This window comes from Nocardiopsis algeriensis (genome assembly GCF_014203695.1).
GTDB classification, from domain to species: domain Bacteria; phylum Actinomycetota; class Actinomycetes; order Streptosporangiales; family Streptosporangiaceae; genus Nocardiopsis; species Nocardiopsis algeriensis.
In genome coordinates this window covers 137,861-162,034 of the sequence record NZ_JACHJO010000004.1, presented here as the reverse complement: position 1 = coordinate 162,034, position 24,174 = coordinate 137,861, and the positions used below count along the sequence as shown (strand labels likewise).

The following is a 24,174-nucleotide window of genomic DNA, read 5'->3' as shown; positions in this document are numbered from 1 at the left end:
TCCCCACCCGCCCCGACGAGGAAGAGCAGACATGGCACGCCGACGCCCCGCACACGGTGTCGACCCCGCCGACCTGGGGTCCTACCAGCAGGCCGTGCGGCAGGTACTCGTCCACGACCTCATCACCCGCACCCGGCCCCGCCCCGGCACACTCACGGGCGTGCTGCGCTGGGCCGACCAGCTCACCGACGACCTGCACGAGCTGTTCGGCTACACCCTGGTGGCCACCACCGACCACGTGCGCGTGATACGCGAGCTCGACACGCTCGACCCCACCCAGCAGCAGGTCTTCGCCCGCGGCGGCCGCCCCTTCGACCGGCGCCGCCTCGCCTACCTGTGCCTGGTCCTGGCCTCCTTCCAGCGCTCCCAGGTGGAGACCAGCCTCGCCGACCTCGTCCACCGCTTCACCCCCGCCGCCCGCGACATCGACGGCCTCGGCTACGACCCCACCGACGGCACCCACAAGGCCGCCCTGGTCGACGTCTGCACCTGGCTGGTCGAACGCGGCGCCCTGCACCTGTCCGACGGCTCCATCGAGGCCTGGGCGGGAGGACGCGGGCAGGCCGACGCCCTCTTCGACATCGACCACGAGGTGTGCGAGCTCCTCTTCCGCCCCACCCGCCCCGTCCAGCACGTCACCAGCGCCGCCGGCCTGCTCGCCCACCGCCCCCCGGGCGAACTGCCGCGCGACCTGGCCGCCCGCAAGGCCCGGCGCCTGCTCGTGGAGCAGCCCGTCGTCCACTACGCCGACGTCGAACCCGAGGTCGCCGCGCTCCTGCGCGACCGCGGCGCCGCCGAGGACGTCGCTCACCTGACCGGACTGGCCGTGGAGCGGCGCGCCGAGGGCGTCCTGCTGGCCGACGCCGGAGGCCGGTTCACCGACCTCCCCTTCCCCGGACGGGGCAGCGCCGTCACCCGCACCGCCGGACTGCTCATCGCCAAGATCGCCGACCTCCTGGAGACCTCCTGGGCCGCCCTGACCCGGCTGCCCCCGCCCTCGGCCGCCGCCGGACAGGCCGACCTGACCGCGCGCATCGACGCCGCCCTGCCGCGCGGGGGCGTGGTCGCCGAACTGGCCCACACCGTGCCCGCACCTCCCGCCCCCGCGAGCGAACCCCCGCCGGCGCCCCTGGTCGAACACAGCCGTCTGGAGGCCATGGTCGACGAGCTCTTCGCCGAGTTCGGCGCCGCCTCCTTCACCGCGGCCTGGCAGCGCGACCCGCGCGGCCTGCTCGACGCGGCCGTGCGCCTGCTGGCCGACCTGTCCCTGGTGCGGCCCGTGGACGGCGGCGTCCTCGTCCTGCCCGCGGCCCTGCGCTACCGCAACATCCAGGGCGCCCTCCCCGAACGCCCCGACACCGGCATGCTGCCCCTCGGCATCGACCTGGAAGGAAACTGATGTCCCGCGAGCGCTTCAAGCCCACCCGGGCCGGGATGATCAACATCTGGGACTACGCCGACGAGGAGTTCGTCTTCGCCGACGGCCGGCTGGTCCTGCGCGGCCACAACGGCTCGGGCAAGACCAAGGCCCTGGAGGTGCTCTTCCCGTTCGTCCTGGACGGCTACACCGACCCCCGGCGCCTGGACCCCTTCAGCGGCCAGAACCGCACCATGAAGTCCAACCTCCTCTACGGCGGCCGGGACGCCGAACACGGATTCGTGTGGATGGAGTTCGCCCGCCCCGCACAGCCGCGGCCCGAGACCGTCACCCTGGTCATCGGCCTGCGCGCCCACCAGCACCGCGACGGGGTCACCCCCTCCTTCTTCGTCACCGACAAGCGCCTGGGCACCGACTTCGGCCTGCTCGCGGCCGACGGGCGCCCCCTCACCGAACGCCGCCTCAAGGCCGTCCTGGGCGAGGGCAGCCACCACTCCACGGCCGCCGACTACCGCGCCGCCGTCGACGCCCGCCTCTTCGGCCTGGGCGAGCGCTACGTCCAGCTCCTGGACCTGCTGCTGGCACTGCGCCGCCCCCTGCTGGCCAAGGACCTGGACCCCGAGAAGGTCTCCGACACCCTCACTGCCGGACTCAGCCCCCTCGACGAGGAACTCGTCGACCAGGCCGCCCGCGACTTCGCCAACCTCGCCGCCGTCCAGCGCCGCTTCGAGACCGCCGAGGCCGCCCACCGCGCCGTGGAGTCCTTCACCACCCAGTACACCTCCTACCTCACCGCCCACGCCCGCCACCGGCTGTCCCGGGTGAGCACCTCCCTGGACCGCGCCGGCGCCGAGGCCGCCGACATCGCCGACCACAACGCCGTCCTGGCCGACGCCACCGCCGACAGCGAGCGCCTGACCGCAGAGGCCGAGACCGCCGAACGCCTCGTACGCGACCTGGAGGCCCGCCGCAAGGGCCTGGAACAGGATGAGGCCCTGCGCAGCGCCCGCGCCCTCGAACTCGAACTGCGCCACAGCGACGACACCGGACGCGCCCTGGCCCAGGAGCGCCGCCGCCTGGACCGCCAGGCCGAGGAGGTCGACCGCCTGCGCGAGGACGCCGCCGCGGTGGCCCGCCGCATCGAACAGCGCCGGGCCGACACCGACCGCCTGACCGCCGACCTCGCCGACGCCGCCGAACGCTCCGGGATCGCCTCCGACGGAGAGGGCACCGACACCCTCGCCGACCCCGGGACCGCCCGGGCCCGCGCCGCCGCCCGCACCGAGGACGTCGAGGCGGTCCGCGCCCGCCTGGACGACCTGGAGGCGGCCGACGCCGAGTGCTCCCGCGCCGAGGCCGACGCCGCCCAGGCCGCCGACGGACTCACCCGGGCCGAGGCCGAGGCCGCCCGCGCCGAGGAGGAACTGGCCGCCGCCCGCACACAGGCCGCCCAGGCCCTCGACCGCTGGGCCGAGCGCTGGACCACCGGACCCGGACCCCTGGACCCCGCCCACACCGAACCCCTGGCCCGCGCCCTGGAGGAGTTCGGCGAACCCGGAGCCCCCACCCCCGCCGAGGTCTTCGCCGACCTCACCGAACAGGCCCGCACCGAGGCCGTCCTCCACCGCGGACGCCTCGCCGACGAACGCGACCGCCTCTCCACCGACCTGGAACAGGTGCGCTCCGAACACGCCGCCGTCGCGGCCGAACGCGACGACGCCCCGCCCGCCGACCGCACCCGCACCGCCCCGCGCCCCGGCCGCCCCGGCGCCCCCCTCTGGCAGCTGGTCCGCTTCGCCGACGGCATCGACCCCGCCCGCGCCGCCGCCCTCGAGGGCGCCCTCGACGGAGCCGGTCTCCTCACCGCCTGGGTCCACCCCGACCCCTCCGCCACCCCCTCCCTCCTGGACGGCAGCGCGGAGGCCGACGCCTACCTCGTGCCCGGCGCCCCCGCCGCCGGCCCCACCCTCGCCGACGTCCTCCTCCCCGAGGAGCAGGACCGCGTCCCCGCCGAGGCGGTCACCGCGATCCTGCACTCGATCGCCCTCGCCGACACCCCGCCCGCCCCCGGCACCGCCCACGTCGGCCCCGGCGCCCGCTTCGGACTCGGCGTCCTCACCGGCCTGCACCCCAAGGCCGCCCCCGAGTTCATCGGCGCCACCAACCGGGCCGCCCGCCGCCGCGAACGCCTGGCCGCTCTCCGGGCCCGCGCCGAGGAACTCGACACGGCCGCGGCGGAGGCCGACCGCCGCCTGGCCGAGGCCGACGAGCGGATCGGCGCCTTCACCGCGGCCCGCGCCGACCTGCCCGCCGTCGCACCACTGGCCCGCGCCCTCAAGGCCGTCGAACACCACGCCACCGTCGTGGCGGCCAGGCGCGCCGACCACGACGGGGCCCGCCGCCGCCTGGACTCGGCCACCGCCGAACGCGACTCCCGCCGCCACCGCCTGCACGCCACCGCCTCCGAGCGCGCCATGCCCGCCGTCCCCGACCGCGTCCGGGCCGTGGCCGCCGCCGTGGACGACTTCCTCGCCGCGGCCCGCGACCTGCACGAGGCCCGCACCGAGACCGGCCGCGCCGAGGACGACCTGGCCCAGCGCAGGGCCGCGATCGCGCGCCTGACCGCCGACCTGGAACAGGACGAGAGCGCCCACCGCGACCGCACCGCCGAGCACCAGGACAAACTCCTCGAACTCCAGGCCCGCCAGGACGCCGTCGGCGCCACCGCCCAGGAGGCACTGGAACGCCTGCGCACCACCGGCGAGGAGCTCGTCCGCGCCCGGCACGACCTCGAGCGGCTGCGCGCCGAGGCCGCCACCGCACGCGAGAACGCCGTCCGCGCGGAGGAGGGCGTCAACAGCGGCCGCCGGGCGCTCACCTCCTCCCTGCGCTCGGTGCTCGAGCACTGCGAGGGCCTCGCCGCACTCACCCGGCCCGCCCTGCTGCCCCTGCTCCTGGACACCCCCCTCGACCGCCCCTGGCCCACCTCGTGGCCCACCGCCGAGGAGGCCGCCGACCGCGCCGCCGCACATCTGGCCGAGGGAGCCGACCCGGCCTCGGCCGTGCGCGCCGTCCTGCCCCCGGGCGCCACCGAGATCCTCGACGCCCTCACCGGAGCAGTCGGCAACGCCGACGTCTCCGACAGCGCACTGCGCTCGGCCTCCACCCGCATGTCCGAGGCACTGCGCGTGTTCACCGACGCCCTCGGCGCCACCGCCGACGGACACCAGGTCGACCACGAGGCCGACGGCAGCGGCATCGTCACCGTCCACGTCGGCGACGAGAACGGCCGCAACCCCCTGCCCGCCTTCGCCCGCGTGCTCGCCGACCGCGTCCAGGAGCAGGACGCGCTGCTGCGCCACGAGGAGCGGGGCGTCCTGGAGGACGAACTGCTCTCCGCCGTCGCCCAGCAGATCCACGACCGCGTACGCACCGCCCGCGACCTCGTACGGAGCATGGACGCCGACACCCGCTCGCGGCCCATGACCTCCGGGACGCAGATCGGCATCCGCTGGACCCGCTCGGACCGGCTCACCGACCGGCAGCGCGCCGTGGCCGACCTGGTGCGCCGCGACGGCGCCGGCCTGGGCCCCGCGGGCCTGGCCGAGCTGCGGGCCGCACTGCGCGAGCTGATCCGCGACCACCGCGCCGCCCACCCCAGGGCCACCTACAAGCAGGTGCTCTCGGCGGTCCTGGACTACCGGCAGTGGTACCGTTTCGAACTGCGCAAGGCCGTCCCCGGACAGGAGGAGGTGCGCCTGACCCGGGGCCGCCACGAGGAGATGTCGGGCGGCGAGAAGTCCGCGGCCATCCACCTACCGCTGTTCGCCGCGGCCAACGCCCTGTACTCCTCGGCCCGCCCCGACTGCCCGCGCCTGATCGCCCTGGACGAGGCCTTCGCCGGCATCGACGACCGCTACAAGCCCGAACTCATGGGCCTGACCGTCACCTTCGACCTGGACGTGTTCATGACCGGCCACGACCTGTGGGTGCACTACGACAGCGTCCCCATGGCCGCCCACTACGACATGCACCACGACAAGGCCGCCCACACCGTCTCGGCCATGCTCATGCTCTGGGACGGCGCCCAGGTCGTCGACGCCGACGCGGGGTTCTCCGGCAACGAGGCCCTGGCCTCCCACCTGCTCGGTTTCACCCCCAGCCGCCACGTCCCCCTGGCCACCGAGGACACCCTTCCCGTCACGGTCGGGGAGCAGGAGGAGCAACCCGCCTGAGCGGCCGATGCCGGCCACCGACCTCCTCCTGGAGGACCTGGAGCGCCGCGCACCCCCGCTGAACAGGCCCGGGGCGGGCGCCGGGGGAGGGGTGGCCCCGTGTACGGCGGGCCTGGGGGCGGAGCGCTAACCTGACCGGGCGGTGCCGGCCGCACACGGAGGCAACCGCACGGGGACGGGCGCCCCGCCCCCTCCCGAACCCGCACCGGGAGCACACCGATGACGCACCTCACCCGCATCGCCGATCTGGCCGGACGGTGGTTCGCGCTGCTCGTCCTGGCCGGGGCCGCCGCCGGGCTCCTTCTGCCCGACCGGGCCGCCCTCGCCGCCCCCTACGTGTCCCCGCTCCTGGGCGTCATCATGTTCGGCATGGGCCTGACACTGCGCCCCTCCGACTTCGCTGTCGTGGCCCGCCACCCCCGGGCGGTCCTCCTGGGTGTCCTGGCCCAGTACACGATCATGCCGCTCCTGGGCTGGGCCGTGGCACACCTGTTCGCCCTGCCGCCCGCGCTCGTCGTCGGCATGGTCCTGGTCGGCTCGGCCCCCGGAGGTACCGCCTCCAACGTCATCGTCTACCTGGCCCGCGGCGACGTCGCCCTCTCCGTGGCCATGACCTCGGTCTCCACCCTGCTCGCGCCGCTGGCCACCCCGCTGCTCGTCCTGGCCCTGGCCGGCTCCACCCTGCCCGTCCCCGCCGGCGACCTGTTCGTCTCCATCGTCCAGGTCGTCCTCGTCCCCGTCCTGGCGGGCCTGCTCCTGCGCCTGGCCGCCGCGCGCCTGGTCGAACGCATCCTGCCGCTGCTGCCCCTGGTCTCGGTGGGAGGCATCGTCGTCGTGGTCGCCGCGATCGTCGGCGCCAACGCCGGCGCCGTCCTGACCGCTGGCCCCCTGCTCGCCCTGGCCGTCGTCGTCCACAACGGCCTGGGTCTGGCCCTGGGCAACCTGGCCGGCCGTGTCGGCCGCCTGCCCGACAGCGCCCGCCGCGCCGTGACGATCGAGGTGGGCATGCAGAACTCGGGCCTGGCCGCCGCCCTGGCCACCGCCCACTTCAACCCGCTGGCCGCCCTGCCCGGCGCCCTGTTCTCCGTGTGGCACAACATGTCCGGCTCGCTCCTGGCCGGATGGTGGGCCCGCCGCGCCCCGGAGGAACCCGAGCAGGCCTGAGGATCACCGGACGCCCCGCCGGTACAGCAGAACGGCTGCCGTTCCCGAGGCCGCGCCGGGCAGCAGCATCCACGGCCCCAGGAGCCCCCAGGCACCCAGAAGGACGAAGAAGAACGCCACCACCATGAACCACGCGCCGGCCGCGCGCGCCAGGACCCCGTCGGGATCGGGCTCGGACTCGGCCACCAGCACCAGAGCGGCCGGGGGCCCCGCCAGCAGGAGCACGACGTGCATGTACCAGTACTCGGTGGAGCCCAACAGGAGCAGGGCGAGCAGGTCGAGCGCCAGGGCGCCCAGCAGGAACCCGGACAGGCCCCGCACCGCTGAGCGGCCCAGCTCGCCCTTGACCCGTTCTGCCAGGGAATCTGTGTTCTCGGGGGATGGCATACCGGCTCCACGCACCTCGGGGCGGGCACCCGACGCCCGCCGTCCGCCTGCTGTGACGCCTCTCCGCCCGGCCGGGTTCCGGGAAGTTCCCCGATCCGGGGAGCCTCTTTCCGGGACGGCGCTCCGCCGCCCGCGCGAGTCCGACCGGACCGGGTCGGAAACTGTCGGGTGCGCACGGGGTCGCCCTTCCTAGGGTCGGTGGTGCAGGAAGAGGAGGACACCGTGCTGGAACACCTCAACCGGGCACTGGAGAAGGTCGAGGAGGACCTCTCGGCGCCGGTCGACACGGCGGAGATGGCGCGCATCGCGCTCACCTCCGAACACCATCTGCGCCGCCTGTTCTCGGTCCTGGCCGGAATGCCGCTGTCGGAGTACGTGCGGCGGCGCAGGCTCACCCTGGCAGGTGCCGACGTGCTCGAGGGCAGCGACAGCCTGCTCGAGATCGCGGTACGCCACGGCTACGGGTCGGCCGAGGCCTTCGCCCGGGCCTTCCGCGCCGTGCACGGTGTGGGCCCCGGCGAGGCCCGCCGAAGCGGCGCGGTGCTCTCCTCCCAACCGCGGATACGGTTCCGCCTCACCGTCGAAGGGAGCGAAAGCATGCAGTACCGCATCGTGGACAAGGACGCCTTCCGCCTCGTGGGCCGCAGGGCACGGGTGCCGATCGTCCACGAGGGCCGCAACCCGGCCATGGAGGAGTTCACCCGAGGACTGGGCCGGGAGGTCCTGGACCGGATCGGGGAACTGTCCGACCAGGAACCGCGCGGTGTCCTGGGAGTGACCGCCGCGCTGTCCCCCGACCGGGAGGAGGGCAGCGAGATCGACTACTACCAGGCCGCGGCGACCTCGGCGCCAGGAGCAGAGGGCATGGAGACCCTGGAGGTGCCTGCGGGAACCTGGGCGGTCTTCCCCCGGTCGGTGCCCGTGGCGGAGTTCCCCCAGGGCCTGCAGCGGATGTGGGCGGACGCCTTCGGCGAGTGGTTCCCCGCCAACCCGGCCTACCGAGCCGTCGAGGGTCCCGAGATCCTGAGGGTTGCCCGCACCGAGGACGGCACCGGAGCCGACGCCGAGCTGTGGCTACCCGTGGAACGGGTCTGAACCGGGAACACCGACGTGTCCGCACGGCCCCGCTCAGAGCCGTGCGGACATCGCGGGATGTTCACAGCCGTTCGGTGACGGATTCGAACCGAGGAGCCTGGACCGCTCCATGATCGGATCCGGCCCTGGTGTCGGAGCAATCGTCCGCTGCCGGGGCAGCGGGCGCACCATTGTCTGGTCTTGGGGGAATGTTGTCGAGGGTTGAGTTCATTGAAGTTTCCGCCAGTCTTGATGAGGTTGCTTGCGCATTCCGTGGTTTCCCAGAAATGGTGCGTGAGTGGAGTAATGCCTCGGGATCATTTGAGTTTCGGATCGAATCTGATGATAAGCTTGTCGGTAAAATTCATGTGCACATCGAAGAAATTATCTCGGGTCCGTACAGTACGGCCATAGATGTATTTGAGTCCACGTGGTCAGAAAATCCCGGCAAGGTGAAGTTCATCTTCTATTTGATTTCCAGGAGAACAAGATGGGAAGTCGCCTCTCGTTTTGACGGCAACGACCATCCTCTTGCTTTCAGGCCCCTTCAAGAGTAATTAATGGAGGTCAGGGGTTCGGCAAGCCAGGTGGTGAGGATGTGTCAGATGCCTTTGCAGTAGGGCTCCGGAGTCATCATTTTTCCGAGGGGTGTGCTGAAGCCGGAACTGAACCGGTTGCGGCGATATGACCGAGCTCTGACATGCAACAACGGGCACGGTCCTGAAGGGTCGTGGAACTGTTGGGAAACCGCTGTCCATAAGGCCACACCACCGACAAGCACACCCTGCGCAACCTCCTCGACCACCTGGACCATGAGCAGTTCACACCGGCTCCCGACCTTGTCCCACCTGGTGGCGGACTCGAATGGAACAAGGCCCGGGTGTGGACACAAGTGCGGGTATCGACACAGGCGCGGATGTGGACGCAGGAGCGAGCGCGGGCGCAGGCGTGGCCGAAGGTTTCCATTCACCCCTACCATGGCCAGTGGCCTTTCTTCCGGTGATCTTGTACTTGCGGTCACTTTGGCTGGCTGTGGGACGGCAGTGAGACCTACGGGACGGCGGCGGGATGGGGTGAAGTTGTCTCTAGATACAAGATCACGGGGAAATAGGCCATGTGGATGAATCGCAGCGGGAGGGAGGGCGCGGGCTTTTCGGTTGGGGTGGGGGGTTTGGGCCTGTGTTCTGATTGATCCGGTCTGGGTTGTCTCTCGTTCCAATCGGGAGTCGTCCCTTGCCTCAGCTGGAAGAGCCGCACACGATTCCGTGCGGTGGCGTTTCTTGCGGTGATCTTGTACTTGCGGTCACTTTGGCCGGCTGTGGGACGGCAGCGAGACCTACGGGACGGCGGCGAGATGGGGTGAAGTTGTCCCCAGATACAAGATCACGAGAAATGAGGCGTAGCTGGGGAATCAGGACCGCAGGTTTCTGCGGCAAACGCTTGGCAGGCGATATTGGTCAGGCGCCCCAGCACGACCGGAACGGCTTTGGTACGGGTGCGGCGTGCGTCCTCTTCGACGGCCGCGCCCCGCACATGATCCACGCGGTTCTCCACCGTCCGGTACCCCATCGAAAGGGCCGTCGCCGGGCTGGGCCCTGCCTTGGTCAGGCCCCGGCATGATGACGAGCCCGAACACGCGCTGGAGCCGTTTCCGCCCTGACTGAGTCAGCGCATCGGCGTGTTCAACGCCGCGATCCGGAACAACCGACCGGCCGGTGCCCCGGTCAAGCGGTCATTGGCCTCTGACGACCACTGACCAGGGCACCACACCTCCATCGGCGAACTAGCCCGCGAACGCGTACCCGAACTGCTCCAGGCGCCCGCGGGCCCGGTCCAGTTCCTCGGCGGTGAACAGCTCGGCGAACTCCGGCCGCAGCACCACCGCCTCCACCGTCAGGTCCAGCCGGCCCCGCTCCCACAGGTTGGAGAACCCGTCGGAGACCGCCGGGGCGGCCAACAGCTTGCGCGCCGTCCCCAGCGCCCCCAGATCCGCGAGCATCCCCAGGAAGAACGACGGCGTGTAACCCGCCTCCTCCTTGGCCCGTTCGTAGACCGACACCATCGCCTGGTGGAAGGCCTTCTCGGTGTCGTCCCCGCCGCCGTGCTCCTCCCCGGCGGACCCGACCGGCTCGGCGGGCACCTCCACCGGGTGCGTGCCGGAGGCCTCCTGCGCGCTGCGGCGCACGAACCCCGACAGCGCCTCCACCGAGGTGAACACCTCGTACCCCAGCTCCTGGAGCCGTGGCAGGTCCGCCTGCTCGGGGTCCAGCTCCAGCACCACCGGCTTGCCCAGTCCCCGCTGCAGCCCCTCGGCCCAGAACGCCTCCGCCTCGGCGATGACCCGGCCGCTTCCCGGGTCGCTGATCACCGTGTCCAGCTCCGGCTCGGCGTACCCCGCCTCGCGCAGCTCCTCCACCAGGGTCCGCACCTGCACGCTGCGCGGGTCGCCGGCCTCCTCCGCCACCACGGTGAGCGGACTCAGCTTCTCCTCCTCGGGGGCGGTTCCCTCCCGGAGCCCCTCCAGGAAGGCCTGCGCCGCCTCGGCCAGCATCTCCCGGCGCGCGGCCAGGAAGTCGCGGTAGCGCTCCACCCGCCACAGCGACGGGTCGGCGGGGATCCACTGCGAGGCCAGCACCCCCGGGTTCTCGGCCTCGATCCGGCCCAGGTACTCCTCGGGGGCCGCCTGGCCGATGCCCAGGTGGTCGCCGTCGACCAGGAAGCAGAAGTTGGCGATCGCGTCGGCCTTGGCGTCGTGACCGCGCAGCAGCGCGGTCGGGAACAGCGTCTGCCGCTGCAACTGGTTCCCCGACTCCAGGGCCGCCGAGGTGAGCTCTCGGCCCGTGACCAGGTCGCGGGCGCTGCCCGAACGCATCAGCAGGTACAGCAGCGGGTAGAAGCGTGTCCCCTGCGTGCCCTCGAAGTCGTGCGGGCGCACCGCCAGCGCACCGCTGCGCGAACGCTCCAGCGTCGCGATCAGCCCGTCGACCCCGCTGCGTGCCACCGTGTCGAAGTCCTTCTGCAGCGTGCTCTCGGTCATTGCGCTGTAGCGTCCCCACAGCGCCGAGTGCATGTACCAGTACAGGACCTTGTCGCGGTGCGACCGGTCGTCGAACTCGCCTCCGTTGAGCTCCAGCAGCCGCACCGCGACGATCAGCGACGCGCGGCTCTTCAGGACCCGGTCGTGGTCCAGACCGAGCCGGCCCGCGACCGCCTCCAGGAACGTGTCGGTGTGGGCGACCGCCCGCTCCAGCGCGTCACGGAACTCCTCGGCGCCCACCTTGGCCAGCTGCTCGAACCGGGCCTTGCCGGTGGCCACCGCCATGGTGGTCCGCAGGAGCCAGTCCAGGTTGAACTTGTACCCGCGCTTCTCCCAGCGGTCGATGGCCGCCCGCATCTCCTTGCGCGCGTCGGGCCACTGAGCACACACCTGGGCCAGGGCCAGGTCACCCTTGGACAGCTTGGTGCCGCCGGAGTTGACCCGGTTGAAGATCTCCACGACCTCCTCGACGTCCCGGTCGGCGCCGGTGATCTTCTCCTGCTGGAACTCGCGCTCGGTGATCTGGTGCAGCCGGTTCATCCGGTCCAGGTAGGCCTCGGCGAGGTCCTCGCCGTACTCGGAGGCCAGCCGGGCGAAGAAGCGGGCCGGGCCCTTGGCGAACAGCTGGGTGACGTCCACCCACCGCGGTTCCCCCGACATCCGGGTGGGGGAGTGGAACATGAACTCCTGGCTGTCCACGTTGAAGTACAGGCCGGTGAATGCCTTGGCGTCACCGTCGAAGAATTTCGGCGGCTTCCCCTTGATCACCCCGTACAGCGACGTGATGCGCTGCTGGCCGTCCAGCAGCATCTGATAGGTACCGGCTCCCGCGGAGCTGCCGCGCGCCGACACGGCGGGGTCGGCGGTCTCCCACAGGAGCAGGCTGCCCACCGGATGGCCCAGGTACATCGACCGGAGCAGCCCGCGCACCTGGTCGCGGTTCCACACGTAGCCGCGCTGGAACTCCGGCAGGAGAATGGTCTCGGAGTCGACCTGGTCGAGGATCTGGGACAGCTTCGCCATGGTGGGGTGTTTCCTCCGCTCGGTGGGGCGTCGTGTACGCAGGCCACTGGGTCGTCCTCCCCGCACCGCCCGCCCCGCGAGCACGGCCGCGACGGCGGGAAGACGTCCTGCGGCCGCGCGGTCCGGGGCGGTCCGGGGAGCATGGTCTAGGAGAGCAGCGCCTCGATGAAGGGACTGGGCTCCTGGTGCCAGCTCACACTCAGCTGCTCCCGCGCGCGCGTGCACGCCACGAACAGCAGACTGCGCTCGCGCAGCAGGTCCCGGGAATGGGCACCCGGGTCCTCCTCCTCGGGTGTGAGGCCGCGAGGCTCGGGCAGCTGTCCGCTCCCCGCGCCGACCACGGCCAGGCACCGGAACTCCAACCCCTTCATCCGGTGCATGGTGCCGACCGCCACCCCGCCGCCCTCGGCGGTGCCGCGCGCCAGCGCCCGCGCCGGGATCCCGGCCTCCTCCAGGGCGAGCACGGCCTGCTCCACCGCCCGGTTGGAGCGGGCGCTCACGCCGATCTCCGAGGGCAGCACCCCCGCGTCGATCCACGCACCCACGGTCTCCCTCAGGTACGCCAGCTCCGCATCCCACGTGGCGAAGCCCTTCACCGACGGCTCGGCCCCGCGCATCTCGGAGCGGCACCCCGCCAGCGAGTCCAGCTCTCCCTCCAGGTCGGACACGGCCTGCCCGCGCATCAGCCCCAGGCTCCACCCCAGGATCTCGCCGGTGGTGCGGTAGTTGACCGACAGCTTCGAGGAGCGCCCGCGCACGTTCACCCCGACCTCGCCCAGCGTGATCCCAGGACCGTAGATGCGCTGGTGGGCATCGCCCACCACGAACATGTCGTCGGGCCCCTCGGCCACCGCGGCGCGCAGCAGCCGCCACTGGTGGGCGCTCAGGTCCTGGGCCTCGTCCACCACCACGTGCGCGAAGGGCTTGTCGTCGCGGTCCGCCAGCAGCCGCGCGGCCTCCTCGCACACCGTCTCGTGCGTCCACAGGCCCTGCGCGGACAGCTCCTTCTGGAACTCCCACACCGCCTGCCACACCTGCGCCTTCTTCGTGGGCGCCAGCGCGCGCCCGCGCCCGGTGCGCTTGGCCTGCAGGTACTCCGCGGCCGAGCCCACCTGCCGGGCCAGCACCACCTGGCGCCACTCCTCGGCCAGGAACGCGGGGGACAGGTCCACCCCCAACCGGTCGACGACGCGCTGCCACAGCTCCCGCTCGCGCGCCTGCACCAGCAGGTTCGGCCGCCCGTGCGCCTCCCGGAACACCCGGTGCGCCAGCCGGTCCACGTGCTCCACCCGCACCCGCCCGGCCGCCTCGGCGTCCCCGCTGCTCTCGGCCAGCAGCGCCAGGTTGGCCTCCAGCGCCTCGGCCAACGTCGAGGTGAACGTGGTCAGCAGCACCGGGCCGCCCGACCGCGCCAGCCGGTGGGCGCGGTGCAGCGCCACCACGGTCTTGCCGGTCCCGGGCCCGCCGCTGACCCGCGCCGGCCCCCGGTAGGAGGCCTCCACCGCCGAGCGCTGGGCCGGGTGCAGGTAGATCCGCCACAGGTCGAAGGGCGAGGCCAGCACCGCCATGAGCTCGGCGGGCCCTTCCACCAGCAGCACCCGCTCGGGGCTGCGCCGCAGCGCCGCCTCCAGGTCCTCGGGGTCGACCTCCTCGGTGATCTGAGCGCCCAGCTCCTCCCAGACCTGCTCAGGGCTCATCCCCGCGGCCAGGCCGTAGAGCACCTCCCACTGCACCGGTGGGAGCAGGCTCTGCGCAGCCTCCACCTGGAAGGGCTCGGTGAGGGTGCGCGCGAAGCCCAGTGTCTGCTCGTCCACGCCCAGCTTGCGCAGAACCGCGTCGGAGACGCCCGCGAACAGCCGCTCGGGCGCCTTGGCCGCCATCTTCTCCAGCTGGGGCAGCGCCGAGTCCATCGCCGCCACGTCGCGCAGTTCGATCCTGCCGGTGGCGGTGTTCACCGACACCCGGCGGGTCTTGGCCCACTCGTAGGCCTTGTCGTGCGGCAGCACCCTGAGCAGGAGGAAGGTGTCCCCGCTCTCGGGCGCCAGCACGACACCGCGCCAGAACTGGTCGATGCGGATGGTGCGGAAGCGGTCGTCGCGGGCTCCGGTGATCTTCTCCAGGTGCAGGCCGGTGTGGGTGGCCTGCTCGAACTTGGTGAACACCTCGGCGACACGCTCGCGCACGGGTTTGTCGAGAGCGGCGAACTCCGTGAGGAAGTCCTTGTGGATGGCCAGCTGGGGCACGGCGATCGGTCTTCCGTGGTCGGGGGCGGAACCCGCGTCGCGGTTCCGGGTACCAGAGATCACGGCCAACCTACCCGCCCGGCGCTGCTCATGTGAGACCGGTGACGCACGCTTGTCCCATCCGTGACAGAAACACCCGCTCACGGCCGACACGGGAGAAGCCACCCGCACTGCGAAGGATCGCGCTGCGGTCCCGCGCGGCGTCTGCAGCCGCCCGGAGCAGAGCGAACCTGCCCGCCCCTGACCTTCACCGGTTGGCTTTCCACGTACCGAGGCATCCCGAGGCTTCCGGACAGGGCCCCTCGGCCCAGACCGTCGAGGGCACCCCGTTGGTGAACACGCCGCTCCCTGGCCGCGGACCGCAGCACTGTGCATTCCACCGCCACCAGCAGTCGTGCTGGTGGCGGGACATCGTTCGGTGAGGCCTGGGCGTGTGCGCTGCCCCCGACACGGCGGAACGACATCGCGCCCATACTCGTGGACGGCAACCCCCACTGCCGCTCCACGGCAGGATGACCCCATGGGCAAACACACGTTCGACATCCCCGGTATTTCTGCCGTCCCCGCTCTGAGCACGCACGTGTTCCTCCTGCGGGGCGGCGAGGTTCTCCTGACGCGGCGCGCACCCGGCGCCGCCTACGCCCCCGGCCTGTGGCACGCCGGAATGGCCGGAAAGGTCGATCCCGGCGAGGACGTCGCCGCCGCGACGGTCCGCGAGTGCGCCGAGGAGCTCGGCGTCCGGGTCCGCCCCGGGGACCTGGAATTCGCCCATGTCATGCACAGCCAGGAGGGCGCCGGCTGGGTGCACTTCTTCTTCACCTGCACACGGTGGGACGGCACACCCGCCAACCTCGAACCCCGCAAGCACACCGAGATCGCCTGGTTCCCCACCGGCCGACTCCCCGAGGACATGGTCGCCTACTGCCGACAGGCACTCGTCCACACCCTCGCCGGAGAGCCGTTCTCCCAGCACCGGACCCGCACACCCTTCCCCGCCCGCTGACCCGGACACCCGGCCCTGGGCCTTTCCGTCTCAGGAAGACCTGCGCTCCGCCGTGAACCCGGGTAGCGAGGCCCGGTCCCGCTTTCGGGGCTGGTGGGCCGGGCGGCGCCACCTCCTTACATGAAACCGACAAGAAGTTCTTGTGATCCCAAACGTGACATGTCAACACAAATGTGGTTGACGGTATTCACGAGGTTGGGGATAGTGTGCTCACGAGAAGCCCGATCGGGTGGAGGTGGCACGGTGGCGGACAGCTTGCCCGCGATTCTCCCTGCGCCGCAGCACCCCTGCCGAGACGCCTCTTGTTTCTTCCCGGCCTGCTCACAGGCCTTCGCGGCCCGCTCCCGAAGCGGAGGAGGTGATCCGGTCACCTCCTGACCGCGCCGAACGCGCAAACCCCTGCACCAGCCACACGATGCGGAGCGTTCCCCTTGGCGAAGAACCGCCGTTCCTCCTGTCCGCACTGCATACGGGAACCCCTCTACACCCCCCTCCGCCACGAGGAGGGATACACAGCCCCCGAAGAGGCCGAATCCGCGCTCGCCGGACTCGCCGAGGCCCTCACGGCCCTGGCCGGCTTCCGCCCCCAGGTCTTCGGCGCGCTGAGCGAACAGGACGTCGCGAACCTGCTCACCCCGGCCCCGCCGCCCGTGCGCCGGTACGCGCTCTGGCACCTGGGACTGAGACTGGCCCCGCGCGTGGTCTCCCGGTCGCTGTGCCGCGACGTCAGACAGCGGCTCACGGCCGTACCGGTCGATGACGCGTGCCATGCCGTGGACCTGCTCTCCGGTCCGGTGAAGTCCGCGATCCTCCGCTCGGTCGCGCACCCCCGCACCTCCGCCCCGCAGTGGTCGGACACCCTGCTGGCCTGCACCCTGTGGGCCTCGGTCACCGCCAGCGCCGAGGGGGCACGGGCACTCCTCTGGGCCTCGGACCGCTCCTGGTGGCCCGGCAACGGCGCCGACCCCGCAGCCCTGGACGAACTGCTCGATGCCGCGCGGAAGGTCGTCGAGGCCACCCCCGACTTCGTCCACCGCATGTACCGGGAATCCGCTCCCGTCCACGAACCCCCCGACCCCTCTGCCCCCGAACCGGAGGAGCTGCCCATGAGCGCCGGCGCCGAAGCCGCCGAAACCCCGGCTGCCGCACCCCAGGACCTGCCCGGACACCCCGCACCCTCCCTCGACCTCCTGCGCGGCCAACGCTCCGACCTGGAGCGGTGCCACCACGAGGCAGAGGAGGCACTCACCGCCCTGGGCGAGGCCCTGACCGGGGAGCAGCGAATCCCCGAGGCACCTCTCCGCGCCCTCGCCGACTACAACGCCGCCTTCGACCGCCTCGCCGCGCACCTGGACCTGCCCGCACCGGCAGCGGAGGCCCGGTTCGCCGACCTCGACGCCGCACTGGCGGCACTGGCCGAGCGGGAGGACGCCGACGCCCGGATCCTGGCACTGCTCGACCTCGCGGAGCTGCCCGACATCCCGGCGGACCAGATCGCCGTGCTGCACGGCCTGGTGGAGGAGGGCGCGGAGGCGGAAGAGGGAGTGCCGCTGCGGGAGGCCCTGCTCGCCCTCGGTGAACTGGTGGAGCTCTCGGCCACCGAGGAAGGCCGCGACCCCGTCAGGATGTCCGCGCTCCAGAGCAGGGCGATGAAAGGCCTTCCGGACGAGCTCGCGAGCCTTCCCCTGGCGGTGATCCTCCGGCAGACCGAGAGGAGCCGGCCGCAGCCCCCGGCACCCGGTCCTGTCGCGTCCGCGTCTCCCGGACGCGCCGAGCCGCCGGACCCCGGAGCACCGGGCCCCGGACCAGCCGCGAAGAACCACCCCGATGCGCTCCCCGAACCCCTTCCGGCCGAGGAACCCGCCCCTGAGCCACCCGCCCCCGAGCCACCGGACCTCGAACAGCCGGCCCCCGCACCCCTGGCCCCCGCACAGCCCGACCCCGTGGACGAGGGAACGGAACCGGTCCTGGTCCGTCTTGTCACCGAACGCCGCTTCGCACTCGCCGCCTCGATCGCCGACACCTCCGGACATCCCGCACCCCGGAGCGCCGCCCTGCGCATCGCCGCCCTTGCCGACGTGCTGCGCAGCGGCACGGGTCCCTGTGCGGCGCGCCTGCGCGACGAGCTCGCCGCCCTCGACCCCGACGACCTCACCGGAGACACCCCGGCCCTGATCCTCACCGTCCCGGCACTGGTCAGGACGGCACTGGTCACGGGCGAGTCCACCGCCGGGGCGCTCCTGGACAACGCGGCCCCCCACCTGGAACCGCACCTGTCCGCCATCGCCCAGGCCGTCGGACAGCGCGCCCTCAAAGGCCTGCTGGTCGGCAACCCGCTGGGCACCACCCTCGCCGACGCCGGACAGCTGGAGGAGCGGCTCGACCGCGTCCGGCACGAGGCGGGGGAGCGGCTGAGGACCCCGCACAACCTCCGGTTCCGCAGGGCCACCAAGCTGGCCCAGGTCTGGTTCGCCGAACAGGGACCCGTCGGCTCCCTCCTCCACGCCGCTGCGAACGACGACCGCTCACGCTGCGCGGAGGTCGCCGAACGCCTGGTCGCCCTCACCCGCCGGGAGAACCTCAACAAGGAGATCGACCGGGCCGACGCCGCCCTGCGCGGCCCCTCCAGCCGGGTCCTGCAGGGCGCGGCCCGCAACAACCTCGTCTCGCTCGTCGGCTCCGCCCTGGCCGTGGTCTCGGACTGGCTCGACGCGGTGTCCGCCCTGGAACGCGGTGAGGACCGGAGCCGCGCATGGGCCACCGACGACCTCGTCGAGATGCGCCACGTCGTTCTCCGGCACGCGCCCCAGGCCGCCGCGGCCCTGGCCGGGCACTCCTCGCACACCACCTTGGCGGGCGCCGCCCATGCCGCGGCCGCCGAAGCGCTCCGGGAGATCGCGGCCTTCGTCGACGGAGGTGTGCCGACCGGCCAGGGCGAGCCCCTCCCCGACCACGTGCTCACCGTCGAGCTCCTCAAGGTTGCCCACGCCACCGTCGACCCGGCCACCGGCCGGGTGCGCGCCCCCGAGGGGACCACCTCCGCGCAACTCGCCGCGGCCGCAGGGCTCGACTGGTCCCAGGCACTCGACCTGCAGATCCGGAGCGAGCGCTACCCCGCCGCCCGGCATCTGGTCGACCTGGCCGAGACGGGCGGACTGCCGCAGGGCAGTGCCCCCGTGCCCCAGGACGCGCGGGACCGCATCGACGCCGCGGAGAAGCGCAGCCGCGACGGGCTCGCCCGGGCCCGGGACGAGCTGCTCACGGAGCTCGGCCGGGCCCGTCTGCAGCAGGAGATCAGCGAGGAGCAGGACAGCCACCTCACCGAACTCCTCGAGGTCGGCTCCGTGACCGAGGCCTCCGACCTGGCCCCGGTCCGGGCCCGGATCGAACAGGTCGCGCGCGACCTGCCCGCCTACCGCCGCGAGGCGGCGTCCCGGCTCACCGAACGCCTGGACGCGCTGGTGAAGCGGGCGGAGGGTCCCGAGGTCGACGAGAGGCGTATCCGCTCCCTCATCGAGGACGGCCAGCTGCTGACGGCCGAGGAACTCATCTACTTCAGCGAGATCGGCGAGTCCGTCCCCGAACCCTTCGACGAGCGCGAACTGCCCGACTTCTTCCCCCGCGTCCCCGACGGGCTCCCACGAGGGATCACCGCGGAGCTGGTGGAGATGGCCCGCCGCGGGGGCGTCCTTCCCCTGGAGGGCGGCTCCGGCCTGGACTTCGGGGGGCTGTCCACCGACGCCCGCGACCTGGTCGCCGACGCCCTGGAAGCCTGGAGGGAGGCCAGGGACACCCCCATCCGGCAGCGGAACCAGCTCGGTGCGCGCGCCGTCCGCACCTTCCTCGTGCCGGCTCTGCGCCTGCTCGGCTACGACATCCCGGCCTCGGCGTCCCTCAACCCGCTCCGGGCGGCCAAGGGGCTCGACCGCGGATCCTTCGAGTTCTCCAGGGTGGCCTGGAACGGCCGTCCCACGGTCCCCCAGTTCGGGAGCAAGCTCCACGGCCGGCTGCGGGTGATGGTGTGCTGGAGCCAGCCCCGCGCCGAACTGCTGCGCAGCTGGGTGGACAAGGACACCTCCGGCGACTCCCTGCTGGTCGCCTACATGGGCACCATGCCCTCCGAGGTCCGGCGCAGGTTCGCCGTGGAGGCGGTGCACAGCGACACCTCCGTGGTGGTGGTCGACGACGCGGCCCTGGCCTACCTGGCCGCGCACGGCAACCGCCAGGTCGACACCGCCCTGGCGGTCCTGCTGCCCTTCTCCGCCGTGCAGCCCTACGCCCGCAAGAAGCGCTCGCTGGTGCCGCCGGAGATGTTCTACGGACGCGACCGCGAGCGCCGGGCCGTCATCGACCCGGAGGACACCCAGGTGCTCTTCGGCGGAAGGGGCCTGGGCAAGTCGGCCCTCCTGCGCTCGGCCAAGACCGCCTTCGAGCAGGAGCCCGAGCGGGTCGCCCTGCACATCGAGCTGAGCACCGCCGCCATCGGACAGGGAGCCCAGGGCGCGGACGCGGTGTGGGACGTGCTGCTGCGCGAGCTCCGCGGTGCGGGAGTGGTGTCCAGGCCGGGCAAACGGGACACGGGCAAGGCATACGACCAGGTGCGCGCGGGGGTCCTGGCCTGGCTCACCGCGGACTCCCGGCGCAGGCTGCTCGTCATGCTCGACGAGTCGGACGGGTTCTTCGAGGCGGACGCCCCCCGCTTCCTGGAGACCCGCCGCCTCAAGGAACTCGGCCAGCTCGCGGGCGCCGAGAGCCGGGCCAAGGTCGTCTTCGCCGGCCTGCACTCCGTGCAGCGCTTCGCGAAGCTGTCCAACAACACCTTCAAGCACCTGGCCCAGAGCCCGACGATGATCGGGCACCTGCGCCCGTTCCACGCCTACGACCTGGTCACCCGGCCCATGGGGGCGCTCGGCTTCCGCTTCGAGAGCGAGGAGCTCATCCACCGGATCCTGGGCCACTGCTCCTACCAGCCCTTCCTCCTGCAGATGTTCTGCGACCGGCTGGTCCGGCACATGCACGACATGCGCAGGACCGGGACCGGCGGGAGCGAACCGCCCTACATCGTCGCCCTCTCCGACGTGGAGGCGGTGGAGGGAGACCCGGAGCTGCGGGACGACATCATCGAGACCTTCCGCGACACCCTGCACCTGGACCCGCGCTACAACATCATCGCCAACGTCCTCGCCCACCACGCCTACGAGCGGGGGCTGGACGTGCGCCTGACCGAGATGGAGCTGCGCGAGGAGTGCCTGTCCTACTGGAGGCGGGGCTTCGAGGGCCTGGACTCCGAGGCCTTCCGCGCCTACCTCAAGGAGATGGTGGGGCTGGGACTGCTGGCCGACAACCGCGACCTGCGCGGCTGGCGGCTGCGCTCGGCCAACGCGCTGCGGATGATGGGCACCAACGACACGGTGATGACCGCACTGGTGGACGCCGACTCCGAGGCCGTGCCCGCGGAGTCCATCGCGCTGACCGTCCGCCGCCCCCTGGGCGACAGGCGTCTCGCACCGCTCACCACCGCCCAACTGGACTACCTGCTCGGTGACCACGCCAACCAGGTCCGCCTGGTACTGGGGTCGCCGGCCACGGGCATCGCCGACGTCACCGAGACGATCCGCTCGGTCCGCGACGAGTTCGGTGACCGCTTCGACCTCCAGGAGCCCCAGGACCGGCGCCGCTACGAGGAGGCCCTGGAGCAGGGCCGCAAGGGCCGGCGACGCATCGTCCTGTCCGACCTGTCCCGGGTCACCTCCCGCGCCAGCACCTGTCTGGCCGGCGTGGAGGCCGCCCTGGAGCGGACCCCCACCGGACGCGGGGTGACCCGGTCGGTGGTCCTGGTCTCGGACCCGACCCAGGCCGACTTCTGGGAGATGCTGCTGGCCGGACCCGAGCGCGACGGGCTGGGGCTGGTGCGGCTGCGCCGGTACGACCGGCTGTCCCTGCAGGTCTGGTCCCGGGACACCGGGCTGTTCGGCGTCTCCGAGCGCCAGGAGCACCTGCTGGAGATCACCGGCGGCTGGCCGGTCCTCGTGGACCGGGCCCAGGAGCTGGCCCAGGAACACCAGGAGAAGCGGGCCCTGGAGCGGCTGGCCAAGGAACTGGCCCAGCCGGGGCGGGCGGCCGCCCTGGTCGAACAGGTCGGCCTGACCGCGCACCGCCCCCTGGCCGCCGCCTTCGACGCGGTGATCGAGCTGATCGACGGTCCGACGAGCCGGGGTGAACTGGTCGAGGCGGTCGGGCTCCGGGAGGCCCACCCCGACCCCGACACGGCGGTGGCGTGCCTGGAGGCCCTGGACGTGTTCGACCAGGTCGAGGAGGACACCTACCGGGTCGAGCCGCTCCTGGCCCGCTGCTGGCAGCACCGGGGACTGTAGGCCGCACGGAGCCGGTTGCCCCGGCCGCATCGAACAGCGGCCGGGGCGACCGGCTTCGGCGTTCCTGCCCGGCGGTGTCCGCAGGCGGGGCACCCCCGTGCGCCGAGTCGGCGGAACGGGGTGATTGGTCGCGGGTCTCCCCGCCCGAGGGCCGCCCTGCCGCCGACATCCCAAAGTCCCTTACACCCTGCCCACCGGCCACGCCATCGTGGATCTGCTGCACGAGCGCCCCACCTCGGGTGTGCTGAACGGGGCCACGGCCTCCGGGGCACCAGGAGTGCGTTCCTGCCGGCGGGAGCTGCTTCTTCCCAGGGGAACGAGACATGGGAAACCGGGATCCGACAGGTCGAAGGGCTGGGGATCCCGGACGCAAAAATCATTGCAGGACGACCGACATCGAAAGAGGAAGAGCTGATGGACAAAAGGTCCAGTTCGGAGAGGGCTGGATACAGAAGTTCCTGCAAAGGCCCGATACTCCACTGTCCAGTTTTCCTTTCCGGAAAAAAGATCGCCCATATATGGTGTGCGAAGAATTCCGAGGAGTACGCTGCCGGGTACACCATGGTCATTTCTGCTCTCGATCTGGAAGACCGGATCAAGGCGGTGCTTGTCTGGTCGGAGCGGATGGCCCAGGCTGCACGCCAGGGGCTCCCGCCCCGGGAGGCCTTGGAACTGTGGAGGCAGGAACCCGAACACCTTGAGGCCGGAGGTGTCCCCGCAGGAACACCGGTGGAGGAACTTCCTGACGAGGAGGCCCTGGGCCGAGTGGTGGAACCCGGATACGTTCCGATTCCGATCCCAGAGGAACTCGGAGGCGAGCCCGAACAGAGTCAGGATGACAGTGATTTCCTGTTGTTCGGCATGGACAGATGGAACGACTTCGCTCCGGAGACCATAGGAAAAACATACGACTCCTGGACCGGCCAGCCGGTCCACTACCTTCCGGTGTCCTTGCAAAGCCGCGTGATCGGCTACCTCTGGGCGTCGGCAACCGACGACGCAGCTGATTTCCAGCCTCTGCGGCCTCAGGAAGTGGTCCACAACCGTGCCTACGGCTGGTGGGTCGGCGAGTTCATGCGACTTCGGGGGAGCGGTGTCTCTCCGCTCGAGGCTCTGCGCTCGCGGATCGGTGCTCCGGAGGACCCCAGGGGAGGTGGTATCGACGCCGATGCCCAGGAGCGTGTTGCCGCGAGCCTGGACGAGCTCAAGGAGATCGCCCAGCGCTGACCACCACCTCCTCTCCAGGGCAATCCTGGGGGTAGCCACCGATACCCAGGAAATATGAGTTGACACGAGAAGTTGATATCTGGGCCAAAGGGACCTTATTGTTGCCGGGAGTTCAGGATACAGTGTCAATGTCTGCCTAGCTGCCGGAAATGCGACATGGGTGTAGCAGATGTTGTGTGGTGTTCTGCTTTTCCTGGAACGGGGGGCGGTGGTGTTCATATCGCCTGGTTTTGAAAAATCAAGTTACGATTCCTCGTGTGATGGCCCGATTCTTCACCTTCCAGTGGAACTTCGAGGTGTGAACATTGGGCACCTTTGGTGTTCAGCAAGTCCAGAGGTCGGCGCAGCCGGTTACGCTCCAGTGATGGCGGCGCTCGGGCTGGAGCAGAGAATAGACGCTTTGATTGTCTGGGAAGGTCGGCTTGAAGAATCGTTTCGAAGCGGGCTGGATCCGATCCAGGCATTGATTTCATTGAAGGAGTTTCCGGGGCATCCAGCGGCCGGACGCGTGCCTGTATGCGCCGAGCTCGAAGAGCTGCCGGACAACGACACCTTGGATGACATGGTCAACCCTGACTATTCTGATCCTTCGCTTCCAGCGGTCACAGGTGGAGAACCCCAGCTGTGGCCCGAAATAGACAGGTGGAATAATTTCGCCCCGGAGACAATAGGAAAGACGTACGCCCCCCGGACAAGACAGCCGGTACGCTATCTCCCGGTGTTTTTGCAAGGCCGCGTGATCGGGTACCTGTGGGCATCGGTGACCGACGATGCGGCAGATTTCCAGCCTTTGCTCCCCCCAGAGATTTTCCATAACCGCGCCCGGGGTTGGTGGGTCGGCGAGTTCATGCGACTTCGGGGGAGCGGTGTCTCTCCGCTCGAGGCTCTGCGCTCGCGGATCGGTGCTCCGGAGGACCCCAGGGGAGGTGGTATCGACGCCGATGCCCAGGAGCGTGTTGCCGCGAGCCTGGACGAGCTCAAGGAGATCGCCCAGCGCTGACCACCGCCTCGGACGCGGGCCCTACCGTT

12 protein-coding genes are annotated in these 24,174 nt (G+C 71.4%); 9 read left to right on the top strand and 3 right to left on the bottom strand.

Annotation, left to right across the window (positions count from 1 at the left end; all coding sequences use genetic code 11):
* The first annotated feature begins 31 nt into the window (after window positions 1-31).
* From FHS13_RS07290 to FHS13_RS07280, 3 genes are all read left to right on the top strand, one after another.
* A complete protein-coding gene (locus FHS13_RS07290; protein ID WP_184289567.1) occupies window positions 32-1,399 on the top strand; it encodes a DUF2398 family protein in 1,368 nt (455 codons plus the stop codon).
* Complete coding sequence (locus tag FHS13_RS07285; protein ID WP_184289564.1) at window positions 1,399-5,613, top strand: TIGR02680 family protein; 4,215 nt, start codon at window positions 1,399-1,401, stop codon at window positions 5,611-5,613. Before FHS13_RS07290 ends, FHS13_RS07285 begins: the two co-directional genes overlap by 1 nt.
* A gap of 219 nt (window positions 5,614-5,832) precedes the next feature.
* Window positions 5,833-6,777 (top strand): bile acid:sodium symporter family protein, encoded by a 945-nt coding sequence (locus FHS13_RS07280; protein ID WP_184289561.1) that lies wholly within the window; start codon window positions 5,833-5,835, stop codon window positions 6,775-6,777.
* Between the two features lie 3 nt (window positions 6,778-6,780).
* Here the strand turns inward: FHS13_RS07280 and FHS13_RS07275 are convergent, their stop codons facing one another.
* Entirely contained in the window at window positions 6,781-7,164 is a 384-nt protein-coding gene (locus tag FHS13_RS07275; RefSeq protein ID WP_184289558.1) for a hypothetical protein, read from the bottom strand.
* Window positions 7,165-7,386: 222 nt separating this feature from the next.
* Between FHS13_RS07275 and FHS13_RS07270 the strand changes: the two genes are divergently transcribed.
* Window positions 7,387-8,259 (top strand): helix-turn-helix domain-containing protein, encoded by an 873-nt coding sequence (locus tag FHS13_RS07270; protein WP_184289555.1) that lies wholly within the window; start codon window positions 7,387-7,389, stop codon window positions 8,257-8,259.
* 128 nt (window positions 8,260-8,387) lie between these two features.
* Entirely contained in the window at window positions 8,388-8,795 is a 408-nt protein-coding gene (locus FHS13_RS07265; RefSeq protein ID WP_184289552.1) for a hypothetical protein, read from the top strand.
* 1,226 nt (window positions 8,796-10,021) lie between these two features.
* On the opposite strand, the gene FHS13_RS07260 is transcribed toward FHS13_RS07265, so the two are convergent.
* Both FHS13_RS07260 and FHS13_RS07255 read right to left on the bottom strand, forming a co-directional pair.
* The gene (locus FHS13_RS07260; protein WP_184289549.1) at window positions 10,022-12,298 is read right to left on the bottom strand and encodes a GmrSD restriction endonuclease domain-containing protein; all 2,277 of its coding nucleotides are present in this window, start codon (window positions 12,296-12,298) and stop codon (window positions 10,022-10,024) included.
* Between the two features lie 146 nt (window positions 12,299-12,444).
* Window positions 12,445-14,541, bottom strand: coding sequence for a UvrD-helicase domain-containing protein (locus FHS13_RS07255; RefSeq protein WP_184290236.1), 2,097 nt, complete (start codon window positions 14,539-14,541; stop codon window positions 12,445-12,447).
* 520 nt (window positions 14,542-15,061) lie between these two features.
* Between FHS13_RS07255 and FHS13_RS07250 the strand changes: the two genes are divergently transcribed.
* The 4 genes from FHS13_RS07250 to FHS13_RS07235 all read left to right on the top strand — a co-directional run bounded on the left by FHS13_RS07250 (window position 15,062) and on the right by FHS13_RS07235 (window position 24,145).
* Window positions 15,062-15,544: an NUDIX hydrolase gene (locus tag FHS13_RS07250; RefSeq protein WP_184289546.1), complete on the top strand. Its 483-nt coding sequence runs from the start codon at window positions 15,062-15,064 to the stop codon at window positions 15,542-15,544.
* A gap of 431 nt (window positions 15,545-15,975) precedes the next feature.
* Window positions 15,976-21,918 carry a hypothetical protein gene (locus tag FHS13_RS07245; protein ID WP_184289543.1) on the top strand — a complete coding sequence of 1,981 codons (5,943 nt, stop codon included), beginning with the start codon at window positions 15,976-15,978 and terminating at the stop codon, window positions 21,916-21,918.
* 414 nt (window positions 21,919-22,332) lie between these two features.
* Window positions 22,333-23,145, top strand: coding sequence for a hypothetical protein (locus FHS13_RS07240; RefSeq protein ID WP_184289540.1), 813 nt, complete (start codon window positions 22,333-22,335; stop codon window positions 23,143-23,145).
* A gap of 364 nt (window positions 23,146-23,509) precedes the next feature.
* Window positions 23,510-24,145, top strand: a complete 636-nt coding sequence (locus tag FHS13_RS07235; RefSeq protein ID WP_184289537.1) for a hypothetical protein — start codon at window positions 23,510-23,512, stop codon at window positions 24,143-24,145.
* The last annotated feature ends 29 nt before the right edge of the window (window positions 24,146-24,174 follow it).

Excerpts from the sequence above, each read along its gene's own strand:
- FHS13_RS07250 (WP_184289546.1), top strand. The coding sequence starts at position 15,062 with ATGGGCAAACACACGTTCGACATCCCCGGTATTTCTGCCGTCCCCGCT.
- FHS13_RS07290 (WP_184289567.1), top strand. The coding sequence starts at position 32 with ATGGCACGCCGACGCCCCGCACACGGTGTCGACCCCGCCGACCTGGGG.
- FHS13_RS07280 (WP_184289561.1), top strand. The coding sequence starts at position 5,833 with ATGACGCACCTCACCCGCATCGCCGATCTGGCCGGACGGTGGTTCGCG.
- FHS13_RS07275 (WP_184289558.1), bottom strand. The coding sequence starts at position 7,164 with ATGCCATCCCCCGAGAACACAGATTCCCTGGCAGAACGGGTCAAGGGC.
- FHS13_RS07235 (WP_184289537.1), top strand. The coding sequence starts at position 23,510 with ATGGCGGCGCTCGGGCTGGAGCAGAGAATAGACGCTTTGATTGTCTGG.
- FHS13_RS07260 (WP_184289549.1), bottom strand. The coding sequence starts at position 12,298 with ATGGCGAAGCTGTCCCAGATCCTCGACCAGGTCGACTCCGAGACCATT.
- FHS13_RS07240 (WP_184289540.1), top strand. The coding sequence starts at position 22,333 with ATGGACAAAAGGTCCAGTTCGGAGAGGGCTGGATACAGAAGTTCCTGC.
- FHS13_RS07285 (WP_184289564.1), top strand. The coding sequence starts at position 1,399 with ATGTCCCGCGAGCGCTTCAAGCCCACCCGGGCCGGGATGATCAACATC.